General features: G+C 62.0%; 20 protein-coding genes and 1 tRNA gene. 11 read left to right on the top strand and 10 right to left on the bottom strand.

Annotation, left to right across the window (positions count from 1 at the left end; translation table 11 throughout):
- Positions 1 to 180 precede the first annotated feature (180 nt).
- The 4 genes from ACE103_RS12085 to ACE103_RS12070 all read right to left on the bottom strand — a co-directional run bounded on the left by ACE103_RS12085 (position 181) and on the right by ACE103_RS12070 (position 9,340).
- Complete coding sequence (locus ACE103_RS12085) at positions 181 to 3,285, bottom strand: DEAD/DEAH box helicase (protein ID WP_375781094.1); 3,105 nt, start codon at positions 3,283 to 3,285, stop codon at positions 181 to 183.
- Between the two features lie 675 nt (positions 3,286 to 3,960).
- Complete coding sequence (locus ACE103_RS12080; protein WP_375779597.1) at positions 3,961 to 6,687, bottom strand: carboxypeptidase-like regulatory domain-containing protein; 2,727 nt, start codon at positions 6,685 to 6,687, stop codon at positions 3,961 to 3,963.
- Entirely contained in the window at positions 6,684 to 8,861 is a 2,178-nt protein-coding gene (locus ACE103_RS12075; protein WP_375779596.1) for a hypothetical protein, read from the bottom strand. Before ACE103_RS12075 ends, ACE103_RS12080 begins: the two co-directional genes overlap by 4 nt.
- Positions 8,862 to 8,899: 38 nt before the next feature.
- The gene (locus ACE103_RS12070) at positions 8,900 to 9,340 is read right to left on the bottom strand and encodes a hypothetical protein (RefSeq protein ID WP_375779595.1); all 441 of its coding nucleotides are present in this window, start codon (positions 9,338 to 9,340) and stop codon (positions 8,900 to 8,902) included.
- A 176-nt stretch (positions 9,341 to 9,516) separates the two neighbouring features.
- Here ACE103_RS12070 and ACE103_RS12065 point away from each other — a divergent pair, with 176 nt between their 5' ends.
- Positions 9,517 to 10,494 carry a class I SAM-dependent methyltransferase gene (locus ACE103_RS12065; protein ID WP_375779594.1) on the top strand — a complete coding sequence of 326 codons (978 nt, stop codon included), beginning with the start codon at positions 9,517 to 9,519 and terminating at the stop codon, positions 10,492 to 10,494.
- Here ACE103_RS12065 and ACE103_RS12060 read toward each other — a convergent pair.
- Positions 10,491 to 10,709, bottom strand: coding sequence for a hypothetical protein (locus tag ACE103_RS12060; RefSeq protein WP_375779593.1), 219 nt, complete (start codon positions 10,707 to 10,709; stop codon positions 10,491 to 10,493). The genes ACE103_RS12065 and ACE103_RS12060 overlap by 4 nt on opposite strands.
- A gap of 73 nt (positions 10,710 to 10,782) precedes the next feature.
- On the opposite strand from ACE103_RS12060, the gene ACE103_RS12055 reads away from it, so the two are divergent.
- From ACE103_RS12055 to ACE103_RS12035, 5 genes are all read left to right on the top strand, one after another.
- Positions 10,783 to 11,739, top strand: coding sequence for an MBOAT family O-acyltransferase (locus ACE103_RS12055; protein WP_375779592.1), 957 nt, complete (start codon positions 10,783 to 10,785; stop codon positions 11,737 to 11,739).
- 116 nt (positions 11,740 to 11,855) lie between these two features.
- A complete protein-coding gene (locus tag ACE103_RS12050; protein WP_375779591.1) occupies positions 11,856 to 12,971 on the top strand; it encodes a hypothetical protein in 1,116 nt (371 codons plus the stop codon).
- Between the two features lie 117 nt (positions 12,972 to 13,088).
- Entirely contained in the window at positions 13,089 to 13,334 is a 246-nt protein-coding gene (locus ACE103_RS12045) for an acyl carrier protein (RefSeq protein ID WP_157345131.1), read from the top strand.
- A complete protein-coding gene (locus ACE103_RS12040; protein WP_375779590.1) occupies positions 13,331 to 13,759 on the top strand; it encodes a MaoC/PaaZ C-terminal domain-containing protein in 429 nt (142 codons plus the stop codon). Before ACE103_RS12045 ends, ACE103_RS12040 begins: the two co-directional genes overlap by 4 nt.
- 21 nt (positions 13,760 to 13,780) lie before the next feature.
- Positions 13,781 to 15,673 (top strand): HAD-IIIC family phosphatase, encoded by a 1,893-nt coding sequence (locus tag ACE103_RS12035; RefSeq protein ID WP_375779589.1) that lies wholly within the window; start codon positions 13,781 to 13,783, stop codon positions 15,671 to 15,673.
- Positions 15,674 to 15,990: 317 nt separating this feature from the next.
- On the opposite strand, the gene ACE103_RS12030 is transcribed toward ACE103_RS12035, so the two are convergent.
- Positions 15,991 to 16,065: transfer RNA gene (locus ACE103_RS12030), tRNA-Gln, on the bottom strand.
- Positions 16,066 to 16,286: 221 nt separating this feature from the next.
- Here ACE103_RS12030 and ACE103_RS12025 point away from each other — a divergent pair.
- Complete coding sequence (locus ACE103_RS12025; RefSeq protein WP_375779588.1) at positions 16,287 to 18,065, top strand: acyl-CoA dehydrogenase; 1,779 nt, start codon at positions 16,287 to 16,289, stop codon at positions 18,063 to 18,065.
- A 456-nt stretch (positions 18,066 to 18,521) separates the two neighbouring features.
- Here the strand turns inward: ACE103_RS12025 and rpsU are convergent, their stop codons facing one another.
- On the bottom strand, positions 18,522 to 18,818 hold the full coding sequence (rpsU, locus tag ACE103_RS12020; RefSeq protein WP_223969835.1) for a 30S ribosomal protein S21: 297 nt from the start codon (positions 18,816 to 18,818) through the stop codon (positions 18,522 to 18,524).
- Positions 18,819 to 19,416: 598 nt separating this feature from the next.
- Here rpsU and ACE103_RS12015 point away from each other — a divergent pair.
- Positions 19,417 to 19,650, top strand: a complete 234-nt coding sequence (locus ACE103_RS12015) for a DUF6894 family protein (RefSeq protein ID WP_375779587.1) — start codon at positions 19,417 to 19,419, stop codon at positions 19,648 to 19,650.
- A gap of 59 nt (positions 19,651 to 19,709) precedes the next feature.
- Here ACE103_RS12015 and ACE103_RS12010 read toward each other — a convergent pair whose 3' ends face one another.
- From ACE103_RS12010 to ACE103_RS12000, 3 genes are read right to left on the bottom strand one after another with little or no spacing between them, the layout of a single operon-like run.
- Positions 19,710 to 20,402 carry a VOC family protein gene (locus ACE103_RS12010; protein WP_375779586.1) on the bottom strand — a complete coding sequence of 231 codons (693 nt, stop codon included), beginning with the start codon at positions 20,400 to 20,402 and terminating at the stop codon, positions 19,710 to 19,712.
- 41 nt (positions 20,403 to 20,443) lie between these two features.
- Complete coding sequence (locus tag ACE103_RS12005; protein ID WP_375779585.1) at positions 20,444 to 20,845, bottom strand: nuclear transport factor 2 family protein; 402 nt, start codon at positions 20,843 to 20,845, stop codon at positions 20,444 to 20,446.
- Between the two features lie 40 nt (positions 20,846 to 20,885).
- Positions 20,886 to 21,554, bottom strand: a complete 669-nt coding sequence (locus ACE103_RS12000) for a hypothetical protein (RefSeq protein ID WP_375779584.1) — start codon at positions 21,552 to 21,554, stop codon at positions 20,886 to 20,888.
- A gap of 185 nt (positions 21,555 to 21,739) precedes the next feature.
- Between ACE103_RS12000 and ACE103_RS11995 the strand changes: the two genes are divergently transcribed.
- From ACE103_RS11995 to ACE103_RS11985, 3 genes are all read left to right on the top strand, one after another.
- Positions 21,740 to 22,630, top strand: coding sequence for a LysR substrate-binding domain-containing protein (locus tag ACE103_RS11995; RefSeq protein WP_375779583.1), 891 nt, complete (start codon positions 21,740 to 21,742; stop codon positions 22,628 to 22,630).
- 25 nt (positions 22,631 to 22,655) lie between these two features.
- Positions 22,656 to 23,219: a DinB family protein gene (locus tag ACE103_RS11990; protein WP_375779582.1), complete on the top strand. Its 564-nt coding sequence runs from the start codon at positions 22,656 to 22,658 to the stop codon at positions 23,217 to 23,219.
- A 209-nt stretch (positions 23,220 to 23,428) separates the two neighbouring features.
- Positions 23,429 to 24,157: an alpha/beta fold hydrolase gene (locus ACE103_RS11985; RefSeq protein ID WP_375779581.1), complete on the top strand. Its 729-nt coding sequence runs from the start codon at positions 23,429 to 23,431 to the stop codon at positions 24,155 to 24,157.
- Positions 24,158 to 24,372 lie beyond the last annotated feature (215 nt).

Raw genomic sequence — 24,372 nt, 5'->3', positions numbered from 1 at the left:
GGCCACCGCGCGATGAAATATCTCCACTGCACGCGCGATGCGCTGACAAGACGCGATGCAGTCCGATCCAGTCACGAGACTCGTCGCTGAAGAGAGTCAGCAAGCGCTGCGAAGCGGCGGCGTGATCGTTCGCATCGGGGAACGCCAACGACGAAGGCTTGGCCAAGAGTAACGTCGTACTCACTCGTCCAAGATGTCGAGCAGATCATCGACCCGCTCGAACGGCGGTTCGTTTGTCTTGCCTGAATAGAAGACGCGATCGCCGTCGCGTTGGAGCGATCGTGCTCTTGATTTAGGCAGCCTCCCCGGCAGAAACGTCGCTGCGACGGCCTCCGGCCCGACGTCGAGCCTCACGATACCCCGCCGCTTGCAATCAATCCTGAGCCTTGCCGCTGCGAAGAAATCCCGGGCGGCCGACGGCAGCTTGCCGAAGCGGCGAGAGGTCTCTTCCTCCAGATCTTCCAGATCGTCTTCGCTCCGGCACCTCGCGACGCGGCCATAGATTTCAAGGCGCATGGATTCCGATTGCACATAACTCCTGGGCAGCAGATCCGCGAGTGGAAGGTTAAGATCGGGCACCCATAGATCCGCGGCCCGGTCGTTGGTCTTCTCCGACGCCTGCTTCAGAAGGTGGCTATAGAGCACCGGCCCGAACACCTGTACGTGGCCGGATTGCCGCTCGGAAAGCAGATCTCCGGCGCCTCTGAGGTCCAGATCGCGCTCGCTGATCGCGAAACCGGCGCCCGGCCTGCTGAACTCCTCCAGCACGGCCAAACGCTTGCCCGATTGCTCCGAATTCGATTCCGTCAGCATGTACGCGAAGGCGCGCGTGCCACCGCGTCCCACCCGCCCTCTGAGTTGGTGGAGCTGCGCCAGACCAAACTTCTCCGGCCAACAGACCACGATGGTGTTCGCCCGGGGAATGTCGAGACCGCTTTCCACGATGTTGGTCGCAAGCAACACGTCGGCCTCGCCTTCGACGAAGCTCATCATCCGGTCGTCAAGCTCGTCGGCCGGCAGCTTGCCGTGCAGGCAAACGATGCGCAGCTCCGGCGCCACGGCCTGCACGCGCGCCAACAGCGTATCGAGATCCTGGATGCGCGGGCAGATCAGGAAGCTTTGCCCGTGACGTCGCTGCTCGCGCAGCAGTGCAGCCGCAATAGCGGCGTCCGAAAGCGGCGCGATCTTGGTCACGACCGGAAGCCGATGCACCGGCGGGGATGCGATCACGCTCAGGTCCCTGAATCCGGCAAGACCTGCCGCAAGGGTGCGCGGGATCGGCGTGGCACTCATCCAGAGCGTATGGACGCTCTTGGCCAGGCCGGAAAGCTTCGCCTTCTCCGCCGCCCCGAAGTGCTGCTCTTCGTCGACAACGACCAGGCTCAGCTTGGCGAATTTCACGTCCTTCGCTGCGATCGCCTGCGTGCCGACCACGATCTTCATCTTTCCGCTTCGCAGGGCTTCCTTGGTCTGCTTCATCTCCGCAGCCGACGTCGCGCGCGACAGGCTTCCGACTTCGATGCCGAGCGGGGCAAACCGCTTGCGGAACGTCACGACGTGCTGTCTCGCCAGAACGGTCGTCGGCACGACGACGGCAACCTGCTTGCCTGACAGGGCAACAGCCGCCGCCGCGCGCAAGGCAACCTCGGTCTTGCCAAACCCGACGTCGCCGCAGACGACCCGGTCCATCGGATGACCCGAGGCAAGATCATCCAGCACGTCCCGGATTGCCTTCGCCTGGTCGACGGTCGTGAAATACGGAAAGCGCGCGACGAACCGCTCGTATGCGGGTCCGGGCGCGACCAGCCTGGGAGCGCGCCGTCGGCGGCGTTGCGCGATGTGCTTGGCAAGCGCCTTGGCGGCAAGTTGAATTTCCTGCTCCGCCCTGGTCCGCCGCGCCCACCACGTGCTGCCGTCCGCCTTGTCCAATGTCAGCCTGCCGCGCTCCGCCGCATACGGCCAGATCAGCGCAAGGTCGGCGGGCGGAACGAGCACGGCGTCATCCCCGGCAAATGCCAGGCGGATCATCTCGCGCGATGATCCCTTCCCCATGTCGTAGGTCTGCAAACCATCGAGCACGGCCAACCCGCGTGGCAGATGAACGACGACCGCGCCGCGCTCCGGCACGTCGGGATGATCGAAGGCCGCACTCGAGGCTCTGGCCATCGGCTGCGGATGATGCGCCCGGCTGCCGAGCACGTCGGTCGCCGTGACGACCACAAGCGGCTTGCGGCCCGCACCGATGAAGCCGGTGTCGAAGTCAGCCAGCAGCGCCGCTTCGCCGCCCCGCCCCTTCGCCGCCTCGCTCCAGTCGGTGACGCGCTCCGCCTTGATCCCGCTCATGCGCTCGATCGCGCGCAGGTCGTCCTCCACCGCCGCAACAAACAGCAGCCGCGATCCGGCGCGCTGCGTGTCGGCGACAAATGCGCGGAGCGCTTTTCGCGACGAGGCGACCTTCGAGAAATCAGGCGTCGGGATGAACGCCGCCTTGCGAGGCAGCGCACTCATGGATTTGTTCAGCCGCTTCCAGTCGGCGGGCACAAAATACTCGCGGTCCGCCTCTCTGCGGCCGGCCGCCTCCTTGATCGTGCTCAGCCAGCTATCGGCGTGACCTGAAACTCCCGCGTCCGCGATCCAGCGCGCGCGCTGACAATAATCCGGCAGCGCCGCCCGCTGGGCCCGCCTGCCTCCCAACGCGATCCGTTCCGACATCGGATCGATGAGCAATTCCTGGGTATCGAAGACGACGTCGTGCTCGTTGGGATCGACGCCAGCGATCCTGCGGATCACGCCACCGGAATGCTCGATCCTGTACGGCCCAAGGGAACCGGCAGGAAACACTTCGAACGTCATTCCGTGGAACAGCACGCTTCCGGGATAATCCGCCTCTTCGTCGAGATCGTATCCCAGCGCTTCCAGACGATCCTTGAGATCCTGCTCGGAATAGCGCGCATCGACTTTCAGGCTGATGCTGAGGCGGCTCCAACTCGCGGGCAGCGGCAGCCGTTCCATGATCGCCTCGGCCGTCGACACCAGGAAGACCGGCTTCCTGCTCTTCGCAAGACGCCGCAACACCGAACTCCGCCGGCCGGCGATCTCGCGCGACGGCTCCAGCCCGTCGAACGGCAAGGTATTCAGCCGCGGGAACACCAGCACCTCGAGCGAAGGATCGAGCGAATGCAGCACGCTGCCCAGCCGCTCCGCCCGGTTCTCGCTCTCCGCAAGAAAGACGATGCCGTCGCGCCCGGACTTCTTCCATTGCTCGAGAAGATGCAGCGCCAGCATGCCGAGTGGCGAGGAAGATGAGATCCCGGAACGCGTCGATCCCTTGCTGTTCTTCTTCGCGCCAGCAGCCGCGCGGGCCTTCTTGGTCTTCACCACGTCAAATCCATCGCTATTGCGCAAGCTCGATCGCCCCGAGACAAGCATCTCCGGTCGATCGCGGGCCGCCGGCGCCCCCCGACGCACGCGGCCAGCGCCCTCATTACAGCCTCGCAATCGCGTTGGATAGCCGCGGGTTCAAGATCAATTGCGGCATCGGCGAATGTCTCGCTCCGCACCGCCATCCTTATTGTAATCCAGCTTTCACATCAGATCGCGCCACCCGGGCATCCGAGAATTCACCCACCCGAAAAATCACCGCAAGCCAGCTGCGCATCGCGCCGGCTCGAATTGTCTTAGGGGTATGAGCCACATCGGCGCTCGCGCCACTGCAGTTTTGTGGCGTCTCCCGGTGTGATTGTCTCGTCCGCAATGCGATGCCTGAATGTGCGCAGCACCGGGCGTTCGCGCCGGGCGATCCGGCAGAACTTGCGTTTGCGGTACACGCGATGCGCCGACGCCACGTCGCGCAACGCGAGAGCGCTCGATAAACTGCGACGATTCATGTGACCCTAACCTGCAAAAATATTTCGCAGGTCAACACAGCGGAGGGCTGCTCGCTCAAGCGATATTGGGCAACTACCGCTCTTGCGCCAAAAGCCCAGGCATCGCCTCGCAAGCTTGTGGATCGGCGGCGGTATTGGCTGGAGACGGAGATGACCTGCTCGAGAATTGCAGACTCCACCCCAATTCAATGTCGAGCTCGGCCTCGTCCTTGCCGATCTCGATGCGGCGCCCCTGTCTTGGGAAGCACTGCCGTGCGCCCAGTTGGGCGCGGATGCTCACGATCTGCCCGCTCGGCTGGCCGGGGAAAAAATAGTACCCGTCCTGATCGGTCGCGGTCGAGGTGACGCGTCCGGACTCTGCCGCCGCTCGAACTTGCACTCCCGGCGCGGGCATCCGGCCGTCGAGCGTGACGCGGCCCGCGACCAACTTGGATCCGTCCGAAGCTTGACCGTTCCCGGACGGCCGCAGAGCCCTGAAATTTTGCACATCGAGCGTCGTGCCGGCAGGCGCGTTCATCAACGATACCCTCACCTCCTTGACCCTTCCAAGCGGGAGGCCGGGCCGACGCCAGTCGGCGCCCTCGTCGATGAATTTGGACCAGGCCAACTGCGTCATATCGAGCGTATGCGACACCCACTCGTCGAGCTTCTTCAAACGCGGAACAGACCACGTGCTGGACGGCACACGCCGATCCGGCGCCTGATCTTCCAGAATGGAAACCGTGCCGCCGTCCTGCATCAGCAGTTCGATCTTGAAACGAGATCCAAGGCAGCTCTCGCCATCGTTGCTTGAACAGCGCTTGCGAACAGCAAGCTGTAGGTGGCTCGTGTTCCAGAGGTCGAGCCTCCAGGGTTTGATCACGACGCCTGCGTCGCCGAACTTGTCGGTTGCAAGACTGACGTAGGAATTGGCTGCCGATGCGTCGGTGAAATGTCCTGATATGACTTCGACACTTGCGCGGTCATTCAAGGATACCCGGCCGATCATCGGAGTCGGCACCTGATCGTCGACCAATGTGATCGACGTCCTGCCGGTTTCATCCGGCGGGTTGCGGGTAAATGATTGCGTCTCCTTGTCGCCGATCCTCACCGACGCATGTTCGACATCCGGAACATACACCGTGAGGCCGTGAAGGTCGCGCGTACCGGCGCGCATATCGGGCCAGGTTGTTTGCGTGACCGGATCTGTCCATGGCGTGATCGAGATCGCGGATTTGTCGATTGCGAGATGGGAGGCGATGTTGGAATGCATCACCTGGTACCGAACCCACGTGTTCGCCGGAGGTGACCAGATGCGTCGGCCGATATCGATCGAGCCGTCGAAGTCATAGACGTAGTTCGCAAACCGTCGCATCCATTTCCGAACGGCCGGCGTCACCGGCTCCTCCGGCGAGGCTACAAAGACCGCAGTTCCGCTCTCGGAGCCGAAATGGGTGTAAATCAGGCCCTTCACTTTCCTGCCGCGGTTGATCGACTGTAGGTGAGACGCAATCAGCATTGCGAGGGCGTTACCTTGGGACACGTTACAGCTCGGTCCGCAATAGAGCTCCTTCCTTTCGTCCTCGGGAATATCCGCGAGCAAGGTTCGCGCCGACGCTTCAAACTTGTCTTCGCTGTCGGTGTCGAGTGGTGGCGGCAGCGCACGAGGCAAATTGTAGAGCTGCTGGTAGGTCGATGAGAGCGGCAGGAGCCCGTGCTGGACTTCAGGTCCGTCAGGAACCGCGAATATGTCCTTCCCATCGGCAGGAAAATAGGACCAGACCGCGAGCACACCAAGCTTTCTCAAAAGGTCGGAATGGTAGGCATGGCTCTGCTTCTCGTCTGCAAGCGCGGCATGCGTATCGACGAGGGCGGGGTTGTCAAACGCAACAAACTTCGAAACCTGTCCTGGAACGCCGAAGTCCTGAACAAGCGTGTTGCCGCCATGGGACGTCAGTATCGCGGGTCGAATATTCCATGCTTCCAGCCAGGGGATTTCGGACAGAACCGTGTGCCGGCTGAAGTGATCGCGTTCCACTCGGGTGAGAGAAGCGAAACACCCGGTCGCGCAGGAAGGCGCGATAAACTCAATCCGGTCGATCGACATCGGATCGACAGGTCGGGTTACGCTGTTGGACTGCAGCGGGACGATCACCTCGACGATCCAGCCGAGCGATCCGACTTCAAATTGAATGTCTTGTCCGCGAGCGATATCTCCCGGACCAAAGATGGTCGATCCGCCTTTACTATCGTGCAGCATGATTGAAAGGTCGGCGGGCGGAGCCGCGGAGAAGTAGAATCTCACGTTGCGGCTTGGCTGAGGGGGCAGACCGGCAGAAAATGCTGCCATATTCAGGCTCGATCGTGCCGCCGACAGGGAAAGCGGTGGCTGGATCTCCGCTCTAAAAGGGAATGGACCGTCCTCCTGCCAGCTGTGAAAATGGTCGATGTTTCCGCGATGCCATTCGCGCAGAAGCAGGGCAAAGCTGGGTTCGGTGCCAATGCCCGAGGCGGATCGATTCAACTGTCCCGGACCAACAAAAAACGCCGAGATTCCCTCGCTACCTTGCGGCCAGAGCGAATCCGATATCGTCAAACCGAGTTCTTCATTGAAGAAGCGGTGAATGGCAGCGCCGTGCCAGGGACGAAGCGCGTCGGTGTCTGCGGCGAAGCTGACGATATGCGAGAACGGGTACGGCAACACGCGAACCGGAGCATCCGGTTTCCCGCCGTCGGCAACCGCTGGTGCCGGGCCGAGCGCGCAGCATCCGAGCGCTGCAATCAGGCGCAGGACAATCAAATAGGCGCCCGGCTTTTTCATCTCGACGTATCGGAAAGGATTTTGGCCAATGGCGCCGTCAGCTCCTGGGCAAGCCATTGATGTCCGAGTTTCGAGTAATGTCCGTCGTATTGAAACGTTAGCAGCCTTGGCACTTCGCCGTATTTCTCGGAGAAGTTGGGGTTTACGCAGGTGTATCCGTTCTTGGCGCAGTACTCTGTTACATTTCTGACAAAGCCCTTTGCGCCCGCGGCAACTTTGGTGCCGTCGGCCAAGGTCAGCGTGATCTCACAATTGTTCCGGCACTGCGCCTGATCGATCCCGGTATGAAATATAAAATTCTGACCAGGGTGGTGCTTCTCGATATAGGAGACAATGTCGGTCCAGTATTGGAATGCCTCCTTGCCGGGTTGCGGCATGACGTCGAAAGGCACTGTCAGCGCCGTGCCGAATGGAATTCCTTTGACATATTCCGGCAGCGTCGCCTTGACGGTGAATACCGAGAAAACCGGTGAAGCGGTCCGGAAGGTCAATGCACCACTTGCATCGTGGAAGAAATTCGGAAGCGCGCTGTTCTCCGGATCGAATCCCAATCCGTCGCGCAGCATCGTTGGACTGACCTGCGAGACCAGTCCCGCAAGCATCGATACCAAAGTGCCCTGAACTCCGAACTTCGAAGTGTAGTCCCGAATTCTTGGATAGTTCGTACCGATGTCGCCATTGTCGGTTGCGGCGGAGATAACCTCGACGCATCTATGCATAGCTATGCCCAGACTTTCCTCGAGAAGAATATTGATCTTTTCGAAGGGGCGGACCTGAAGGGCGACCATGTCGCTGCCACCCGTACTGGCAAGGCGGATGCAGTTATCGGGATTGTCGAAAAAGCGGTCCCGGTCGACGTAACCCTGGTTGTTCACGAATGTGGTCGAATCGTACTCCTGGACCGTGCCGGCGCCTGGCCAGTATTGGCGGCTATGCGGTTCGTAGAACGCGGCGTACGGAGACGGCTTGCGGGCGCCTATGAATTTCGCGCGGGCTGAATCAGGGGCATGGCCGTCCTCGTTGACGTAGATCGGACGCACGTCGATGACGAGATCATCGCGATCATACGACGGAACGAACCATCGACCGATTGTTGCGGAATGCTCGAACTCTTCGCGTCTTAGGCGAAGGGATACCGGCTTCGTCGGATCTACCGCGGTGAACGCGAAGCTACCGTCCGCCGCGAGCACGGCCTTTCTCGTGGCGCCGGATTCCTCCAGCAATTCGATCGACGTGTTCGGCGCAATAGCGCCTCCGACCACCTTGCCCGCCAGGGCGACGCCGTTGCTGGTTGGCGGCGGAGCCGGCCGGACGAGAGCGAGCGTCTGAAAACGCATGGTCGTTCCGGCCGCACCATCGACCTTCACGAACCATTGCGAGATCGCTTTCGTCTGACCGTTTCTCAGGTTCAGGAGGACGTTGGGAGGTAGCGGGACGGTCACCTGGCTCCCGGCAAGCTTTATGTCTCCGACCACCTGCGCGTTGTTGGCACGCGTGACGATGTCGTCGGGAACAACCGGCGGAAGCAGACCTGCCGGCTCCGGGCTCTTGGCGGGCAGATCCAGTGCCCAAGCGAGAGATTGTCCGTCATTGAGAATAAATCCGACTGTCAGCTTACCTGTCGTCGGAGGGGCCGCGAACTTGATCTGTAAATGGGTGGCATCCCTTGCCGGAGTGAAGTCGGGTGACCAGATCAGCCACGCCTGTCCATGGGTGATCTCGAAATCCGCTTCGGTGACGCTGATTGGGCCAGAGCGCCTTTCGCGAAAGTTGCCGCCGTAAATCTCGAAGAGCCCGTTCTTGCGATAGGGCCCCACGGCATCAAGCATCGCAAAAACCGGTGCGCCGCGCCCGCGATACTCACTCGCATCCGGCGCCTGGTCGACGAGCGTGCCTCCGGCGCCCGCCAGCAACGACTCCAGCGTCGCGACGCGCGCCGACAACTGGTGAAGCTCAATCTCCGCCTTCTTGTCGAAGGCCGATGGCGTTGGAGCAGGTGGAGGCGGCGGCGGAGGAGGAATTTCCGGCTTGGGCAGAGTGCGTTCAGCCAACATGCGATCAATCCGCTGATTGATGTATCGGCGCGTCTTCTCGACCGTTGCCGCTATGCCGCCGCATATTGCGACGACCAGGATGACACCAGCAACCGTCCTTCTAAGTTTCGAACTCGTCATGTTGAGCAGGCGATCTCACAAGGTAAAGAGCTGAAGCACTATGGGCTAAAAGAGAGCTTATCTTCGGTTAGCACGACCTCGTCGCCCTTTTTCTCGAAGGCAATGGTGCCAAACCGCTTCATGCCGTCGAATTTGGCGCGGTTGTACTCATCCATGCTTTCGACCGAAATCAAATAGACCACGACTTTCGGGCTCGAGCTGAACTCGGGTTGCGCGAGGTAATCCTTGGCGTAGCGGGCGGCCGTGGCCCTGATGAGATCCGAAGCCTGCGCGCCCGATTTTTGCAGATCGGCGAGGTTCGGCTTCAAATCCAACACGAGAATGAGGTAGGTGTCTTTGGCAGCCGCCACCCGATGCCCTTGCTCTACCACAAGTGGCGCGGCGGCAGCGAAGGCAGAGGAAATTCCTGCCAACGACAATGTCCCCAGGAGAACGGCCTGGCGCAGCAGACCAAATGCGCTTGGCAAGCGGCTTTTCATGTTCCGGCCCTTGACTTTGGGGCTATCTGGCTGAGCTTTCCGTCTCCGTCAAGCTATCAATTGGCTGACGGCTTCGCGCTGTTCTGCCGTCGCGGAGAATTATCCCAGTTCACGGCCTTGCATGGACAAGCCCGGCTATGTCAGAAGGGCGGTATTTTCAACCAAAGGGTGGTCAAGTGACTGGTTCCACGGACATCGTGCGGCGGTCGAGAATCGGAGAGATCGATATTGCTGCGTACCCCTACCTTTCAGCGCTGGTCGAGCGACAGATCGCCGCGTGGCCCCAGCACGAGGCGACCTTGGCGACCAGTCTCGGCAACAGGTCGCTCGAGGTCATGCGCGACACCGAAGCATCGTCGCAACTCGTCACCAAGATTGCGCTCCATCACTTCGCGACCATCGACAAGATTTGCCACGACTACCGGTACTTCTGCCAGAACATGATCCTGGAAGCCGAATTGTTCTTCCGGCGCAACGGACGCTATGAGCGCTCCAAATTCAGTGAGGCCGTTCGCGACGTCTATTCGAAGCCCGACGTCATGGAAAAATACATGAACGGGCTGCTGCTGTCGGGCGTGTTCTGGCACAACCACGCCTGCGCGCTGACCTTCTATCGCAGCCAGTACCTGCCGATGCTCCCGGAAGGGTATCGTCATCTCGAGGTCGGGCCCGGTCATGGCGCGCTTCTCTACCTGACGGCAACAGATCCCCGATCCGGCTCGATCGTGGGGTGGGACGTCAGCGAAGGCGCCATCGCGGCCACGCGGCGCACGCTGGAAGTGATCGGCGTCAGCGATGAAATCGAGTTGGTCCGCCAGGACATGTTCGACGCACCCGATCAACGCGACACCTTCGACAGCATCGTCGTGAGCGAGCTGCTCGAGCATCTCGAGGACCCGCTCAAGGCACTGCGATCCCTGATCCGCTATCTGAAGCCCGGCGGACGGATTCTCGTGAACATGCCTGCCAACAGCCCTGCTCCCGATCATCTCTACCTCATCGACAAGCCGCAGGAGATGATCGACCTCATGACGTCGGCGGGCTTCGAGATCGAGAAGAGCGAGCTGTTCCCGATGACGGGCTATCGCCTCGAGCGGTGCCTGAAGGACCGCCTGACGATCAACTGCGTGGCTGTTGGACGGCGGCCCCGCTAGGGACTCGTTGCGTCGAGAAGGGATGCCATGCTTTTCCAATCAGCGGCCGCCGTCGTTAGCGGGCCTTCCCTGAACAGCTTCGAGTTTCTGTACATATCGGCGGCCGCCATTATCATCTGCTGCTCCGTCAATCTGCAGATGGCGTGCAGTGTCGCCCTGCTGCTGCTGAGCTTCGCATTCTTCGTCAGCTTCGGCTTCGATCCGGCGTCGATCATCGTCCTGGCGGCCTTCCTTGCCGTTTCATACGGGATCGGCCTGTTTCGCAAACAACGCGGCGCGCGCTTTACCATGGAAGCGCAGCTGCTCGTCGTAGCGTTGCTCTGGATCTTCCTGTTTCTCGCGCGAGACCCCCGACTGTTGGGAGGGGCCAACCCGTTCCATTACATGCCGGTCCACATCATCGGCATTTCCTACATGGTGTTCCGTTGCGTGAGCTACCTGATGGAAGTGGAATTCATCGAAAGGCCGAGCTTCCTTCGATTCTGCACCTACGTCCTGTTCTTTCCCGCATTGCTGGCCGGCCCGATCGAACGTTATCGGAGCTTCGAGCAGCAGCTGGCCTCTCCTGTCTTCGATTCCAAGGCAGTCATCCCTGCCCTTCATCGCATCGCCAACGGGATGATCAAGAAGTTCGTCATCGCCGACAATCTATCGGCGTTCGGCATCTTTTCATTCGACAATGCCACGCAAATGTCGGGGCCGATGTTGTGGGTGGGGGCCCTGGCTCAGCTCGGCCTGATCTATCTCGATTTTAGCGGCTACTGCGACATCGTGATCGGCACAGCCTCGCTGATGGGCTTCCGGTTGATTGAAAACTTCAATCGGCCGTTCGATTCAACGACGATCCAGGAGTTCTGGAATCGGTGGCATATCTCGCTCAGCACGCTGGTGAGAGACTACGTCTTCACGCCGCTCAACTTCATTGTCATCAAGAAGGCGCCACGCAGCATTCAGTTTGCCCTGATATCGGCCGTGTACTTCCTCTCGATGATCCTGATCGCCCTTTGGCATGGGGTAACGTGGGGCTTTCTGGCCTTCGGCACGGTGCACGGCGGAGCCCTGGTTGCGAGCCAGCTCGTCCGCAAATATGTCGGCGTCAAGAAGGGGCCGGTCGCCACCGGGCCTTCGATCTATCTCCGCCGCTTTCTCGTCTACGCATTCGTTTCGACAACGCTGATCCTTTGGCTCAAGTCCTACTCGGAGTGGGGCGCGATCTACGGCAAGATGCTGGGGCTGTATCCATGACATTGGGACGCGACGACATTCTCAAGATCGTGTGGCTGGCCGCGAAGATTGCCATCATCGTGCTGCTGTCGAACACCGGCCAAGCCCTGTTCGTTTACCAGAATTTCTGAACGCTGATGGCCGAGACTCCAAAAACAAAGGGATCCCGGGGCCGCGACGTCCTCTCCCGGTTGGGAGTGACGGTTGTCGCGCTGATCGCGATACTGGCCTGCCTGGATGTTGTCCTGCGAGTGGCCGCTCCAGCCAGCGGCATCTTTCGGGCAACGATCGACGTCCAGTCACCGACAGCTCTTTACGCCAAGCTCGAAGAGTTTCGAAAGTTCGACGGACTGAAGGTTGCCGTCCTGGGCGACTCCTTGATCTTCGGCCGCGCCATGCGGGACAAGGGCGATGCTGCCTGGCAGGCGCATACCTTGTCGAACCAGTTGCAGAATTGGCTTGCCGAAAAGCATCCCGGTCAAAAAATACTCGTCGCCAACTTCGGCATGAACGGAACGCTTCCGACCGATCTTGAGAACCTTGTGCGCATAGTGCTGCCCTCGAAGCCGGATGCCATCGTGTTCGATCTGAGCCTGCGGTCTTTCTCCCGGGATTTCGATCGGGAAGGTGAAACCAGAACCCGTCTCTGGTTGGACACCCTCTCCGTGGATGCCAACGGTACCTATTCCACCGGCAAGGATGGCGGAATCACGCGATGGAGCCACGACGCACTCGCCAACTGGTGGTTTCTGTACCGGTCTCGCGATTATCTCCAAGCCCTGTGGTTCGACGGCAGTCCCTTCAACTTCCTGGTGGGCCTGCGAGATGCCGCGGACAAATGGCTGCAAGGCTCGACCGGGGCCACGAGCGATGACCTTGGCGATGTCGTGCTGCTGATGCGGGCACGAGCGCGGTACGAGAAGATCGATCTGGCCCCGGACAACCCGCAACGACAAGCCCTGGATCGGATCCTGCGCCGCGTGTCGGAGGCAAAGCAGCCCACGCTGATCTTCTACGCGACGGAGAATCCCAAAGTATTGCCCGACCTGCTTCCGAAGCAAAAGTTTGCCGAGTTGCAGGCTCAACTCGTGCAAATCATCTCACCGCAGCCTCCGGAGCGCGTTTACGTCGGGCCGCTCGCTACCCTTCCAGCGTCCGAATTCGTCGATCACGTCCATCTCGATAAGGCCGGCTACGCCCAACTGAGCGCGGAACTGGGCCCGCGCCTGGACGCCATGATCGGAAGACGATGAGGGAGCCTTGTGAATGGCGGAGCCATCTGCTAGTTCTCGCGCCGAAAAGGCGTATTTTACGGGGCTTGCTCGGCAATTTCGACGCCGCCGTCTCACCCAAATCATGGGATGATTGTGATGACTGACGAGGAAATCTATTCCCGCCTCACGCCGATTTTCCGGGACGTCTTCGACGACGACACGCTGACGCCGCATCCGGAAATGACTGCGGCAGAAGTGCCGGCGTGGGACAGCCTCAGCAATATTCGGCTGGTCGTCGCTGTCGAGGTGGAGTTCAAGATCCAGTTCTCGACTGGCGAGGTTGCTGCCCTGAAGAACGTCGGCGAGTTCGTCAACGTCATTCGTCAAAGAGCTGCGCGTTGAGCGAACAGCCACGAGTGCTGCTGTGGAACGAGCTTAAGGAAGGCATGACCGTCTCGCTTCCGTTCCGGATCGGTCAGAGCGAGATGGATACCTTCCGAAAGCTGTCGGGAGATTCGAGCCGCATTCATATCGATTCCGAATTCGCACGAAGCCGCGGATTCGCAGGGCCCGTGGTGTACGGCGCGCTCACAGTCGCCAGACTTTCGTATCTCGTCGGAATGCACTTGCCGGGCGACCTCGGGCTGGCGACGAGCTGGCGGATCGACTTCAACAAGCCGCTCTACATCGACGAGGAAGCGACCTTTAACGGCGAGCTCACTCATGTGTCGCAATCCACTCATACCGTCAGCCTGAAGTTTCGGGTGTACGCGGGTGAGAAATTGATCGCCAGCGGCACCGCCGGATCCAAACTTCTAGATGAATGATTCCATCCTGGGGTCGACGCCATGACGTTTCAGATTCAAGAACTGCCCTGGTTAGAGGCGCCGCCGGCGGACTTCAAGGCGCTATGCAGCGCGCTTGACGCAACCGATGAGCCGAACGGCGCCGAGATCGCCGCACTTGCCGCCAAGAACCTCAACACGGACCAGCTCACGCGCCTTTCGAAGAGCATCGAACGCGCACGAACCAAGAAGAAGGCGATTTCGCCGCTTCGCGAATTTCATCTTGGATTGCTCGGCAACGGTACAACGTGCCTGTTCACCCCTGCGCTTGCCGCAGGTGCAGCGCGGCATGGCGTGCTGCTCCGCGTCACCCAGGCTGACTACGATCAGGTTGCGCAGGAAGCGCTCGATCCATCCTCCGCGATCAACTCCTGCAAGCCCGACGCCGTTCTGCTGGCGCTCGATTTCCACGGCTTGCCCCTCGACAACGGCGGCAGCGGCGCGTCGAACCAGTCCGCCCTCGACTACGTGGGCATGATACGCGAAGGTCTCGAGCGCGGCGCCGGTGTGCCGGTGATTTTCCAGACCGTTGCCTGCCCTCCGCAACCACTGTTTGGAAGCATGGACGCGCAAGTATCCATGTCGATGCGCCGCCAGATCCAGGATTTCAACGACGGGCTTCGCGAGCTCGCCGCGAAGCGCGGTGACTACATCCTCGACGTCGCCGCCCTGGCGGAATCGATCGGCACCCAGAACTGGCACAATCCCGTTCAATGGAATCTCTACAAGCTGCCATTCGCGCAGACGATGGTGCCGGTCTACGTTGAATATGTCGGACGGCTGCTCGGCGCCATCCGCGGCAACGCCCGCAAATGCCTCGTGCTCGATCTCGACAACACGCTCTGGGGCGGCACGATCGGCGACGACGGACTGGAAGGGATCGTTCTCGGTCAGGGCGACGGGGTCGGCGAGGCCTTCACCGAAATCCAGCGAACGGCGCTTCAGCTGCGCGATCGCGGCGTCATCCTGGCGGTATCCTCGAAGAATACGGATGAAGTCGCGCGACAGCCGTTCCGGGAGCATCCCGAGATGTCGCTGAAGCTGGAGCATATTGCGGTCTTTCAGGCCAACTGGAGCGACAAGGCCACCAACATCGAAGCCATTGCCAAGACGCTGAACATCGGGCTGGATTCCATGGTGCTGCTCGACGACAACCCCGCCGAGCGGAGCCAGGTCCGAAAGGCGCTGCCGATGGTGGCGGTGCCCGAGCTGCCCACCGATCCTTCGCTCTATGCGCGCACGCTCCTGAACGCGGGCTATTTCGAAGCCGTGACGTTTTCCGAAGAGGATCGTCAGCGCGGCGACCTCTATCAGGCAAATGCCCAGCGCGCGGAGCTGTCGGCGAAGTCCCGCGACATGGAAGAATTCCTGGCGTCGCTCGGCATGACGATCGAATTCCACGCGTTCGATGCCGTCAATCTGGGGCGGATCGCGCAACTCATCAACAAGACCAATCAGTTCAATCTGACGACGCGGCGCTACACGCATTCCGAAGTCGAGATCATGTCGCGTTCGCCCGATTGCCTGACCTTCCAGATCAGGCTTCGCGACCGCTTTGGTGACAACGGGGTCATCGGCGTCGTGATCGCGCGAAAGAAGGACACGACCTACGACATCGACACCTGGTTGATGAGCTGCCGGGTCCTCGGGCGACGGGTTGAGGAAGCCATCATTGCCGAGCTCGTCCGCCATTGCCGTTTGAATGGCGTCGACACGCTGGAGGGAAGCTACCTGCCCACCGCCAAGAACGGGTTGGTGCGCGACCTGTACAAGAAGCTCGGATTTGCGCCGGCCGGCGGCACGGATGACCACCGCATCTGGAAGCTGGACATCACCGAATACGACGTCCCCTCCTTGCCGTTCGAGGTTATTCGCGACAACGCCGCGAATGCCTGAGATCCGGTGTTCGTACGCCGCGCCGCTGACCCCGGAGCGGTAGCCACGGCAGCCCGATCGCGCGCCGGCTGGCCGCGCCTCACTCTCCGTGCCGAAGACAGTCAACGAAGAAGACTGTCTCGGCTGGCAGGCGCGATCGAATCGGCCTCCCCGGGATCGCTCGCCAAAACGGGAACTTGCAGCGGCGGGCGAACCACTTCCAAGGCTTTCGCCCCGGACGCCCGTCGACATGGCGAAGACTGACGCCAACCTGCGGAAGCCGACCAATTCTGGCCTATACATGTGATTTTTCAGATACTTAACTGATGTCGCGCGAATGGCTGGGGCGGGAGGGATCGAACCTCCGAATGGCGGAATCAAAATCCGCTGCCTTACCGCTTGGCTACGCCCCAACGCGCCGATCGAAGGCCACGCCGGTCTATAGGGTGAGTCCGGCCTTTTCAACAGGGCGGCGTGCGAAAAGGCACGAAAGCCGCAGGTTGATACCGGCACCCTTATTATAAGGGCGACGCTGCGGTGGCCGAAACGGACCGGGCGATGTCCGCTCGGACAGTTGAGAGGCCGCTTGTTTCATGGGAAGACAATTTCCAAACGCCTCGTCGGGAGTAACGCCATGACCTACCGTGCGCCGATCAACGATATGCTGCTGTCGCTCAACCATGGTGCGGGGCTCGCTGCCGCCGTGGCGGCCGGCCACTACGGCGATTTCGATGCCGACATCACCGCTGCGGTGCTGGAAGAAGCCGGCAAGTTCGCCTCCGATGTGCTGGCGCCACTGAACAAGGTCGGCGACGAGCACGGCATCAAGCTCGACAACGGCAAGGTGACGACCGCACCCGGCTGGCCCGACGCCTATCAGCGCTGGACCGCAGCGGGATGGAACGCGGTGTCCGGGCCGGAAGCGTTCGGCGGCCAGGGCCTGCCGCTCGCGATCAACGCCGCCTGCACCGAGATCTGGAGCGCATCGAACGTCGCCTTCGGCCTCTGCCCCTTGCTGACGCTGTCCGCGATCGAGGCGCTCGATGCGCATGGCAGCGAGGAGTTGAAGAAAATCTATCTCGAGAAGCTCGTCACCGGCGAATGGACCGGCACCATGCAGCTCACCGAGCCGAACGCCGGCTCCGACGTCGGCGCGCTGCGCACCCGCGCCGAACGCGCGGGTGACGGCACCTACCGCATCAAGGGCACCAAGATCTTCATCACCTATGGCGAGCACGACATGACCGACAACATCGTGCACTTCGTGCTCGCACGATTGCCCGATGCGCCCGCCGGCACCAAGGGAATCTCGCTGTTCCTGGTTCCGAAATTCATGGTCAATGCCGACGGCTCGCTCGGCGAGCGCAACGACATCCATGCGAGCGGCGTCGAGCACAAGCTCGGCATGCACGCTTCGCCGACCTGCACCATGACCATGGGCGACAAGGGCGGCGCGATCGGCTTTCTGATCGGCGAGGAAAACGCGGGCATGCGCTGCATGTTCACGATGATGAACCAGGCCCGCCTCGGCGTCGGCCTCGAAGGCGTCGGCATTGCCGACCGCGCCTATCAGCAGGCGCTGGCCTATGCGCAGGAACGCCGCCAAGGAAAAGCGCTGGGGCACAAGGGCGACGGGATGGATCCGATCATCGTGCATCCCGACGTCAAGCGCATGCTGATGCAGATGCGCAGCATGACGGCAGCGGCGCGCACGATCTGCTACGCCACCGCGGTCGCGCTCGACGTCTCGGTGCGCGCCAAGGACGCCAAGGTCCGTGCCGACGCCGCAGCACGCGGCGCATTGCTGACCCCGATCGCCAAGGCGTTCTCCACCGACATCGGCAACGAGGTCGCCTATCTCGGCGTGCAGGTCCATGGCGGCATGGGCTTCATCGAGGAGACCGGCGCCGCGCAGCATTACCGCGATGCCCGCATCACCTCGATCTATGAAGGCACCAACGGCATCCAGTCGATCGACCTCGTCACCCGCAAGCTCGGCGCCAATGGCGGCGCTTCGGTGTGGGCGCTGCTCGACGAGCTCGCCGCCACCATCAAGCAGGTCGAGACCTCCAACGATCCGGCATTCGGCACCACCGGCGCCAAGCTCCGCGACGCCCATGCCGCGCTGGAGCGCACGAGCAAATGGCTGCTCGAGCGGCTGGCCTCCGCGCCGAACGAGGCGCTGGCCGGCGCGACGCCCTATTTGCGGCTGTTCGGCGCCACGCTCGGCGGCTGCATGCTTGCCGGCGAGGCGCTGGCCGCGAAGGCCAACGGCGAAGCCGAGCCGCAGCGCTACGTCGCATTGGCGCGCTTCTTCGCCGAGAACATCTCGGTGCAGGCGCCATCGCTGGAAAAGACCGTGACGGAGAGCGCCGAGGCGGTGACCGGCGCGGACGCAGTGCTGGCGGGGTAGGCCTCGCAATCTCGCCCGGGGCACAGGCGGAACTCATCGTTGTCGTCCTGGCGAAAGTCAGCACCTTGCGCTGCCGGTGGAGCATACTTTCGCGTTCGAGTGACCCGATTTAATCCGAGCTCTCGTTCCGCCTCTCTTGAGCGGAGGGCGCAGGGAAGCCGGATGCCGATCAACGATCCCAGCGAGACGAGCGAAACTCCCTGGGACCGTCCAGCAAATCACGCTTGCGGGCAGACTGATCGATCCTGCTGGCCGAATGATCGGTCATTGCGCTGATGGCCGCGCCGGCCCGATTCTGCGCACGCTGCCGTCGCTTTTCGTCCCTCGATCGAACATGCCGATCCTGGTCTCGCCGACGGCAGACTTCATCGGAGAGACGTTCCTGGAGGCATCCGTTGCCTCGATAAGGTCGCTGCTTCATCTTGCGCGCTCCCTCCAACCGGATTGCGGTACGGACTAACGCTCCGGCGAGCCGCTTGTTCGCGGTGGCGATTGCCCGGGTGCAGAGAATTTCGGCGTCAATACTTTGGGCTTCCTCGGCGGAGCCGCAATCAATCCCTCGCGGATCGCCTGCTTGCGGGCAAGCTTGCGCGCTCGCCGCACGGCCTCCGCCTTCTCTCGAATCCGTTTTTCCGAAGGCTTTTCGAACGATCGGCGGCGCTTCATCTCCCTGAAGACGCCCTCACGCTGCAGCCTCTTCTTCAGAACGCGCAGCGCCTGGTCGATATTGTTGTCCCTGACAAGAACCTGCAATGGATCACCTCTCGCGGCGCTGAGCCCTTTCAGTTCTGATTGAATCAGAACCGAAGCTCTAGCTTCTCGTTTGACGCGTTTTCTTCACGCGAACCGGTACCCACTTCGCTCGAAAACGCTCTCGGTACATTGAACGGACAAATACGAAAGCCCGCTCTATCGGTGACAGAGCGGGCCGCACTGCCATTCCAGTACATCCGTGAAACGGCAGCCGATCAACAACATGACGAACGCTCAGCCGCAGTGCTGCAAGCACGCGTTCTCACCTTCATCCGACGATGTCTTTGGAAAAGGGTCCGCACGGACCGATCTACAAGGCCCAAGGCCAGTCGATCCGACACAAGTATACACTTATCTCAGCTATGCAAGGCGCAATTGGTAGTTCCGGGATTTATCTCTCGCGGTTCAAGCGTTTGAGATCGTAGCCGGGAGACGAGAGCGGTTCACCCGAGCGAGTGCGTGAGCGGTTCCGTGAATCGATATCATTGTTGAATAGCAAATTCGGACCTCCTGACGCAGAGTGCGGCGCTGCCGGGTGAATTCAGCGCGCCGACACTGGAGAGCCTGGGCAGCTCCCATCGCAAAGAGGGAGCCGCAATTGGCAACCCGCTATTATCTCGACATCCGCAACGGCGAGGAGCTCTATGCCGACAGGCAGGGTATCGAGCTGCGCGACGAGGAGACTGCCGCCCACGAAGCGATGCAGTCATTACTCAGCATGGCGAAAGACAACCCGCCGTTGGACAAACACAGTCTGCTGGTGTTCGAGGTCCGCACGAACGAGGGGCCGCTGTTTCAGGTCAGCCTCAATCGGGGCATAACGCGGCATTAGGTGCGTCGGCAGCCCGCCGGTCTTCTCGCGAACCGGCCTCCACTTCGCGCGAAAACGCTCTAGTGATCGGACAGGCTGCCGACGATCGATGCGCGGCGGGACAGTTCGATCCAGTTGCCGTCTGGATCGAGGATCATGGAAATCCGCGCGACCTCGCCGAGCGTCACCGGCGCGAGGCCCTCGCGCACGCCCTTGGCGCGCAGCTCCGCATGCACGGCGTCGATATCGGCGACCTGCAGCGTAATGTAGCGCCAGCCCCGCGCGCCCCGAACCGGATCGACGGTCGCGGCCCGATCTTCCCTGAGCAGGATCAGGCTGTCGCCGAGGCGAAACGCCGGACCGCCCGACCAGGATTGCTCGGCGAAGCCGAGAATGTCGCCGTAGAACCTGCGGTGCGCGGCGAGATCGCGCACGGCCATGGCAACGGCAATCTGGGTGATGCCGTCATGTCCGGGCGGCACCAGGTAAACGCTGTTGCCGTCGGGATCGGCCATGTGCTGCGGCGCTGCAACGCCGTCGCGCGCAACGATCAGTTCGCGATAGCCGCTCGGTGCCGCATCCGGCAGCGGCTCGACATGATGGTTGAGCTTGATCACCGAACCATGTGCGTCGTGCCGGTATTGCTTCTGCCCGCGCCGGATCGGCAACACGTGGTCGAAGCGAACGGCGGCATCCTGCTGCCAGAACCGCAGCATCGGTTCGAGATTATTGGTGGATAGGCCGACGTCGATCACGTTCTTCGCGAGTTGCATGTCCGGTCTCCCCAGCCGCCGCACGCGCTCGCTGGGCCGGCTCAGCCGGGAAAGCGATCGCCGAACATCGGCAGTCCGCTGCGCGACTGTCCGCGCGTCGCCTCGTCCTGGATGACGTCCCAATGCTCGGCGAGCACGTCACCCTCGATGCGCACGATGTCGGCGACGACCCATGCCGCCGGCAGACCATGACCGCTGAACCGGCCATGCAGAATGACGAAATCGCCGCTCGCCGCGCCGACATGGTTCTCATAGCGCAGCGTCGCGGGCAAGCCCTTGACGAGATCGAACAGCCCGTCCCGGCCGGGCGCAATATGCGCGCTGTGCTGGATGTAGCGCGGCGACCAGAGCCGCTCGGCAGCGGCGTAATCGCGCTTGTTGAACAGGGTATCGAACGCATCCAGCACGAACTGGACGCGGCGATCCTGGTTCGACGCGTTCATGGCTTCGCTCCCTTGACGCTATCAGGGCTACTTGATCAGGTTACTTGCGGACCAACGGGATCTGCAGATTGGTCGGCCTGTTTTGCTCGATGTCGAAACCGCGGCCGTCGACATTGCGGGCGCCCCAGAACAGCAGGTCGCCCCTAAGATAGACCAGGTCGTATTCCATGAAGTTCGTCCCTTCCTTGAGACCGAACGGAAGGAACGACTTGCCGAAGATGCTCTGCGGCGCATCAACCGCCCACGGCGCGTAGCCGGCAGCAGCGACCTTGTTGAGCACATCGACAAAGCCCTGCGCCAGCGGCGTGACCTCGTAGGCCTCGTCGGCGACGAAGTCGACCTTCTGCGCCCCCGGTGCGATCGGATGCGCGCCCTGCCACTGCATGTGTCCGACGATCCTGATCCGCGCCAGCGGCACCTTGCCGTATGGATCGGCCGAGTTGACCACCACGAGCTCGAACCGGTCGGAGGACTGATAGGTGAAAGCGCGCTTGAGATAGAACGGCTTGATCGAGCCATCCGGATTCTTGCTCGGCCGGATCTCGAGCGCGATGCTTTCCCAGTTTCCGGCGAGTGCCTGCTTGATCGTTGCGACGTCCTGTTCCATGGCGCTTGCCCTCGTTTGATTGCCCAGTGATTGCGCGGCGGCGCCGCCGGGCGCTGTCAGCACCAGCAGCGGCAACAGCAATGCTCTGAGGCTCATCCGCATGCGCAAGCTCCGGCCTGGCTTCGCGCGGCTCCTCTGCCTGTGAGGCAGGGCCCGCATTGGGAATACGCTTCGCTATAGAGGGCGCTGGCCGGCTTGAAAAAGACTTTGTAAGCTGGCCCCATGCTTGCGAGACATGCCTGCGAGAGATGGCAACGCGATGGGCAGGCCGTGATCGGGAGACTGCGATGGAGCTTCGGCATCTGCGCTATTTCGTTGCCGTGGCCGATGCCGGCAGCCTGACGGTCGCCGCCGAGCAGAAGCTCCACACCTCACAGCCTTCGCTCAGCCGGCAGATCCGCGATCTCGAGGAGGAGGTCGGCGTGCAACTTTTGAATCGCGGCGCGCAGGGCATCGAGCTGACCGCCGCCGGCAAGGCATTCCTCGACCATGCCCGCATGGCGCTACTGCAGGCCGAAGCCGCCAAGGAAGCGGCGCTGCGCGCAGCCCAGCCGCCGAAGCCTGTCTTCTCGCTCGGCTTCCTGTCGGGCGCCGAAATCGATCTGCTGCCCGAGGTGAGCCGCCTGTTGCGCGAGGAGTTTCCCGGCATCGACATCCGCCTGTCGAGCGAATACTCGCCTCTGCTCGCCAAAGCCCTGATGCGGCGCAAGCTCGATGCGGCCTTCATGCGCGCGGACGAGAACATGGAGGATCTGGCGTACAAGCGCTTGCGCACCGACCCGCTGGTGTTCGTGTTTCCGAGCAGCCATCGGCTGGCGGCGCAGTCAGCCGTCGCACCGGAAGACATCGCAGAAGAGACCTTCTATCTGCCGTCCAAATCCGCGCCGGCGGTGCGCCGGGTCGTGCTCGACTATTTCAACCGCGCCGGCATCGATCCAAGGCCGGAGCACGAGGTGCACAACGTCGTGCACGCGATATCGATGATCACCTCGACGCATGGTGTGATGCTGCTGCCGGCCTACACGGCGCGCTATCTGCCCGACAGCATCACCACCCGCCCGGTGCAGGGAGAGCCGCCGACGCTCGATCTCGTGCTCGCCTATCACAAGGCCAACAAATCCCCGATCCTGAAGCTGTTGCTATCGCGGGTCGGCCGCCTGGCCGGAGCGCCGGCCTGATCCCTTCAATCCAGTGAGGACCAATATGCAAGCAGGCCTCGTTCAGACCTTTCGCGCCTTTGCCTACAACAATGCCTGGGCCAATCATCGCCTGCTCACGGCATGCGCCGGGCTCAGCCAGGCAGAGTTCGCCGCCGCGCGGACCGGATTCTTCCCGAGCCTGCAGGCGACGCTGAACCACATCCATGTCATCGATCTCTTCTATATCGACGCGCTCGAAGGGGGCTGGCTCGGGCCGAAGGCGTGGGCCGATGAAGTGCCCTACCCGTCGGTCGCGGCGCTGCAAGCTGCGCAACGCGCGATCGACCAGCGCCTGATCGTTCACTGCGATGCGCTTACGCCTGAACGGCTCGATGAAGTGGTCAAGGTCAACCGCGACACTTCCGTGCAGACCGAGCGGCGCGACCGCCTTCTGATGCATCTGTTTCAGCACCAGATCCATCATCGCGGCCAGGCCCACGCGATGCTCTCCGAAACCACCGTCAAGCCGCCGCAGCTCGACGAATTCTTCGCCGCCGGCGAGGCGCCGCTGCGGGAAACCGAGTTCAAGGACCTCGGCTGGCGCGAAGCCACCGTCTGGGGCGGCTAGAGCTTCGTTCCGATCGAATCGAAACGAAGCTCCAGATTCTTGTTTTGACGCGTTCCTTTACGCGAGCCGGTATCCACTTCGCTCGAAAACGCTTTGAGCGCCAGGTTCCGCACGCGATCGGGCGTCGCGGACCGGTTCCCGATCCGGAACAGCCTTGAATCCCGGCGCCTCCGCGCTCACCTGTCGATGAAACGTGGGGAACTCCAGACATGCCTTTCGCCAATCATCGGGGCCAGCGCATCCATTATACCGTTGAAGGATCCGGGCCACTGATCGTGCTCCAGCACGGCCTGCTGCTCGACGCCGCCAGCTGGAAGCAGTGCGGCGTGGTCGACGCGCTCACCGATCGCTTCCGCGTCGTCTGCGTCGATTCGCTCGGACATGGTTTGAGCGACAAGCCTGCCGATCCCGAGTTCTACGATCAGGAACAACGTGCCGGCGATATCGTCGCCGTGATCGATGATCTCGGCCACGAGCGCGCACACGTGGTTGGACATTCGATGGGCGGCTGGGTGGCGGTCGGCGTCGCCCGGTTCTTCCCCACCCGGCTGGCGTCGCTGGCAATCGGCGGCTGGGACTTTGTTACCGGGCTGCCGCGCGGCAACGCCGGCCCGCTGACGTATGGCGCCTTCATGACGTTTGCACGCCGCACCGCGCCGCAGCTCACGGGATGGGTGACGTCCGACCTCGAAGGCGGCGTGCGCGCCTGCTTCGATGCGCTCGGCCAGATCGATGGCGCCAGGGACGCCGTGCTCTCCTCACGCGTGCCCGTGCTGCTCTGGAACGGACAGGGCGACGGACCGCATGCGCCGATGCAGCGCTTTGCCGCGGAGAACGGCCTTGATGCTATGTCGGTCCCCGGCGATCATCTCGGCGCGCTGTTCCAGCATGGCGCCGCGGTCGGCCGGGGCATCGGCTCGTTCGTCGGGCGCGGCTGAGCGGAGCACGATGAAGGGATACGTGCGACGGCCGCGGTTCGGCTTGCGCGGCCGGCACCCCGGAAATCGCGAATTCCGGTTAACTGCATTGCGCCGTTCTCATACTCGCCCACGGGGAAAAGCAGAGCAGAACACGCTGGAGCCCTTGGGGCTTGCACGGGATCATGTAGGATAGCGGTCACGACCTCAGCCGGCGACGCTGCCGGCCGACACTC

The organism is Bradyrhizobium sp. ma5, from assembly GCF_042258955.1.
In the GTDB taxonomy this organism is placed as follows: domain Bacteria; phylum Pseudomonadota; class Alphaproteobacteria; order Rhizobiales; family Xanthobacteraceae; genus Bradyrhizobium.
This window is presented reverse-complemented; position numbering and strand designations above follow the sequence as displayed.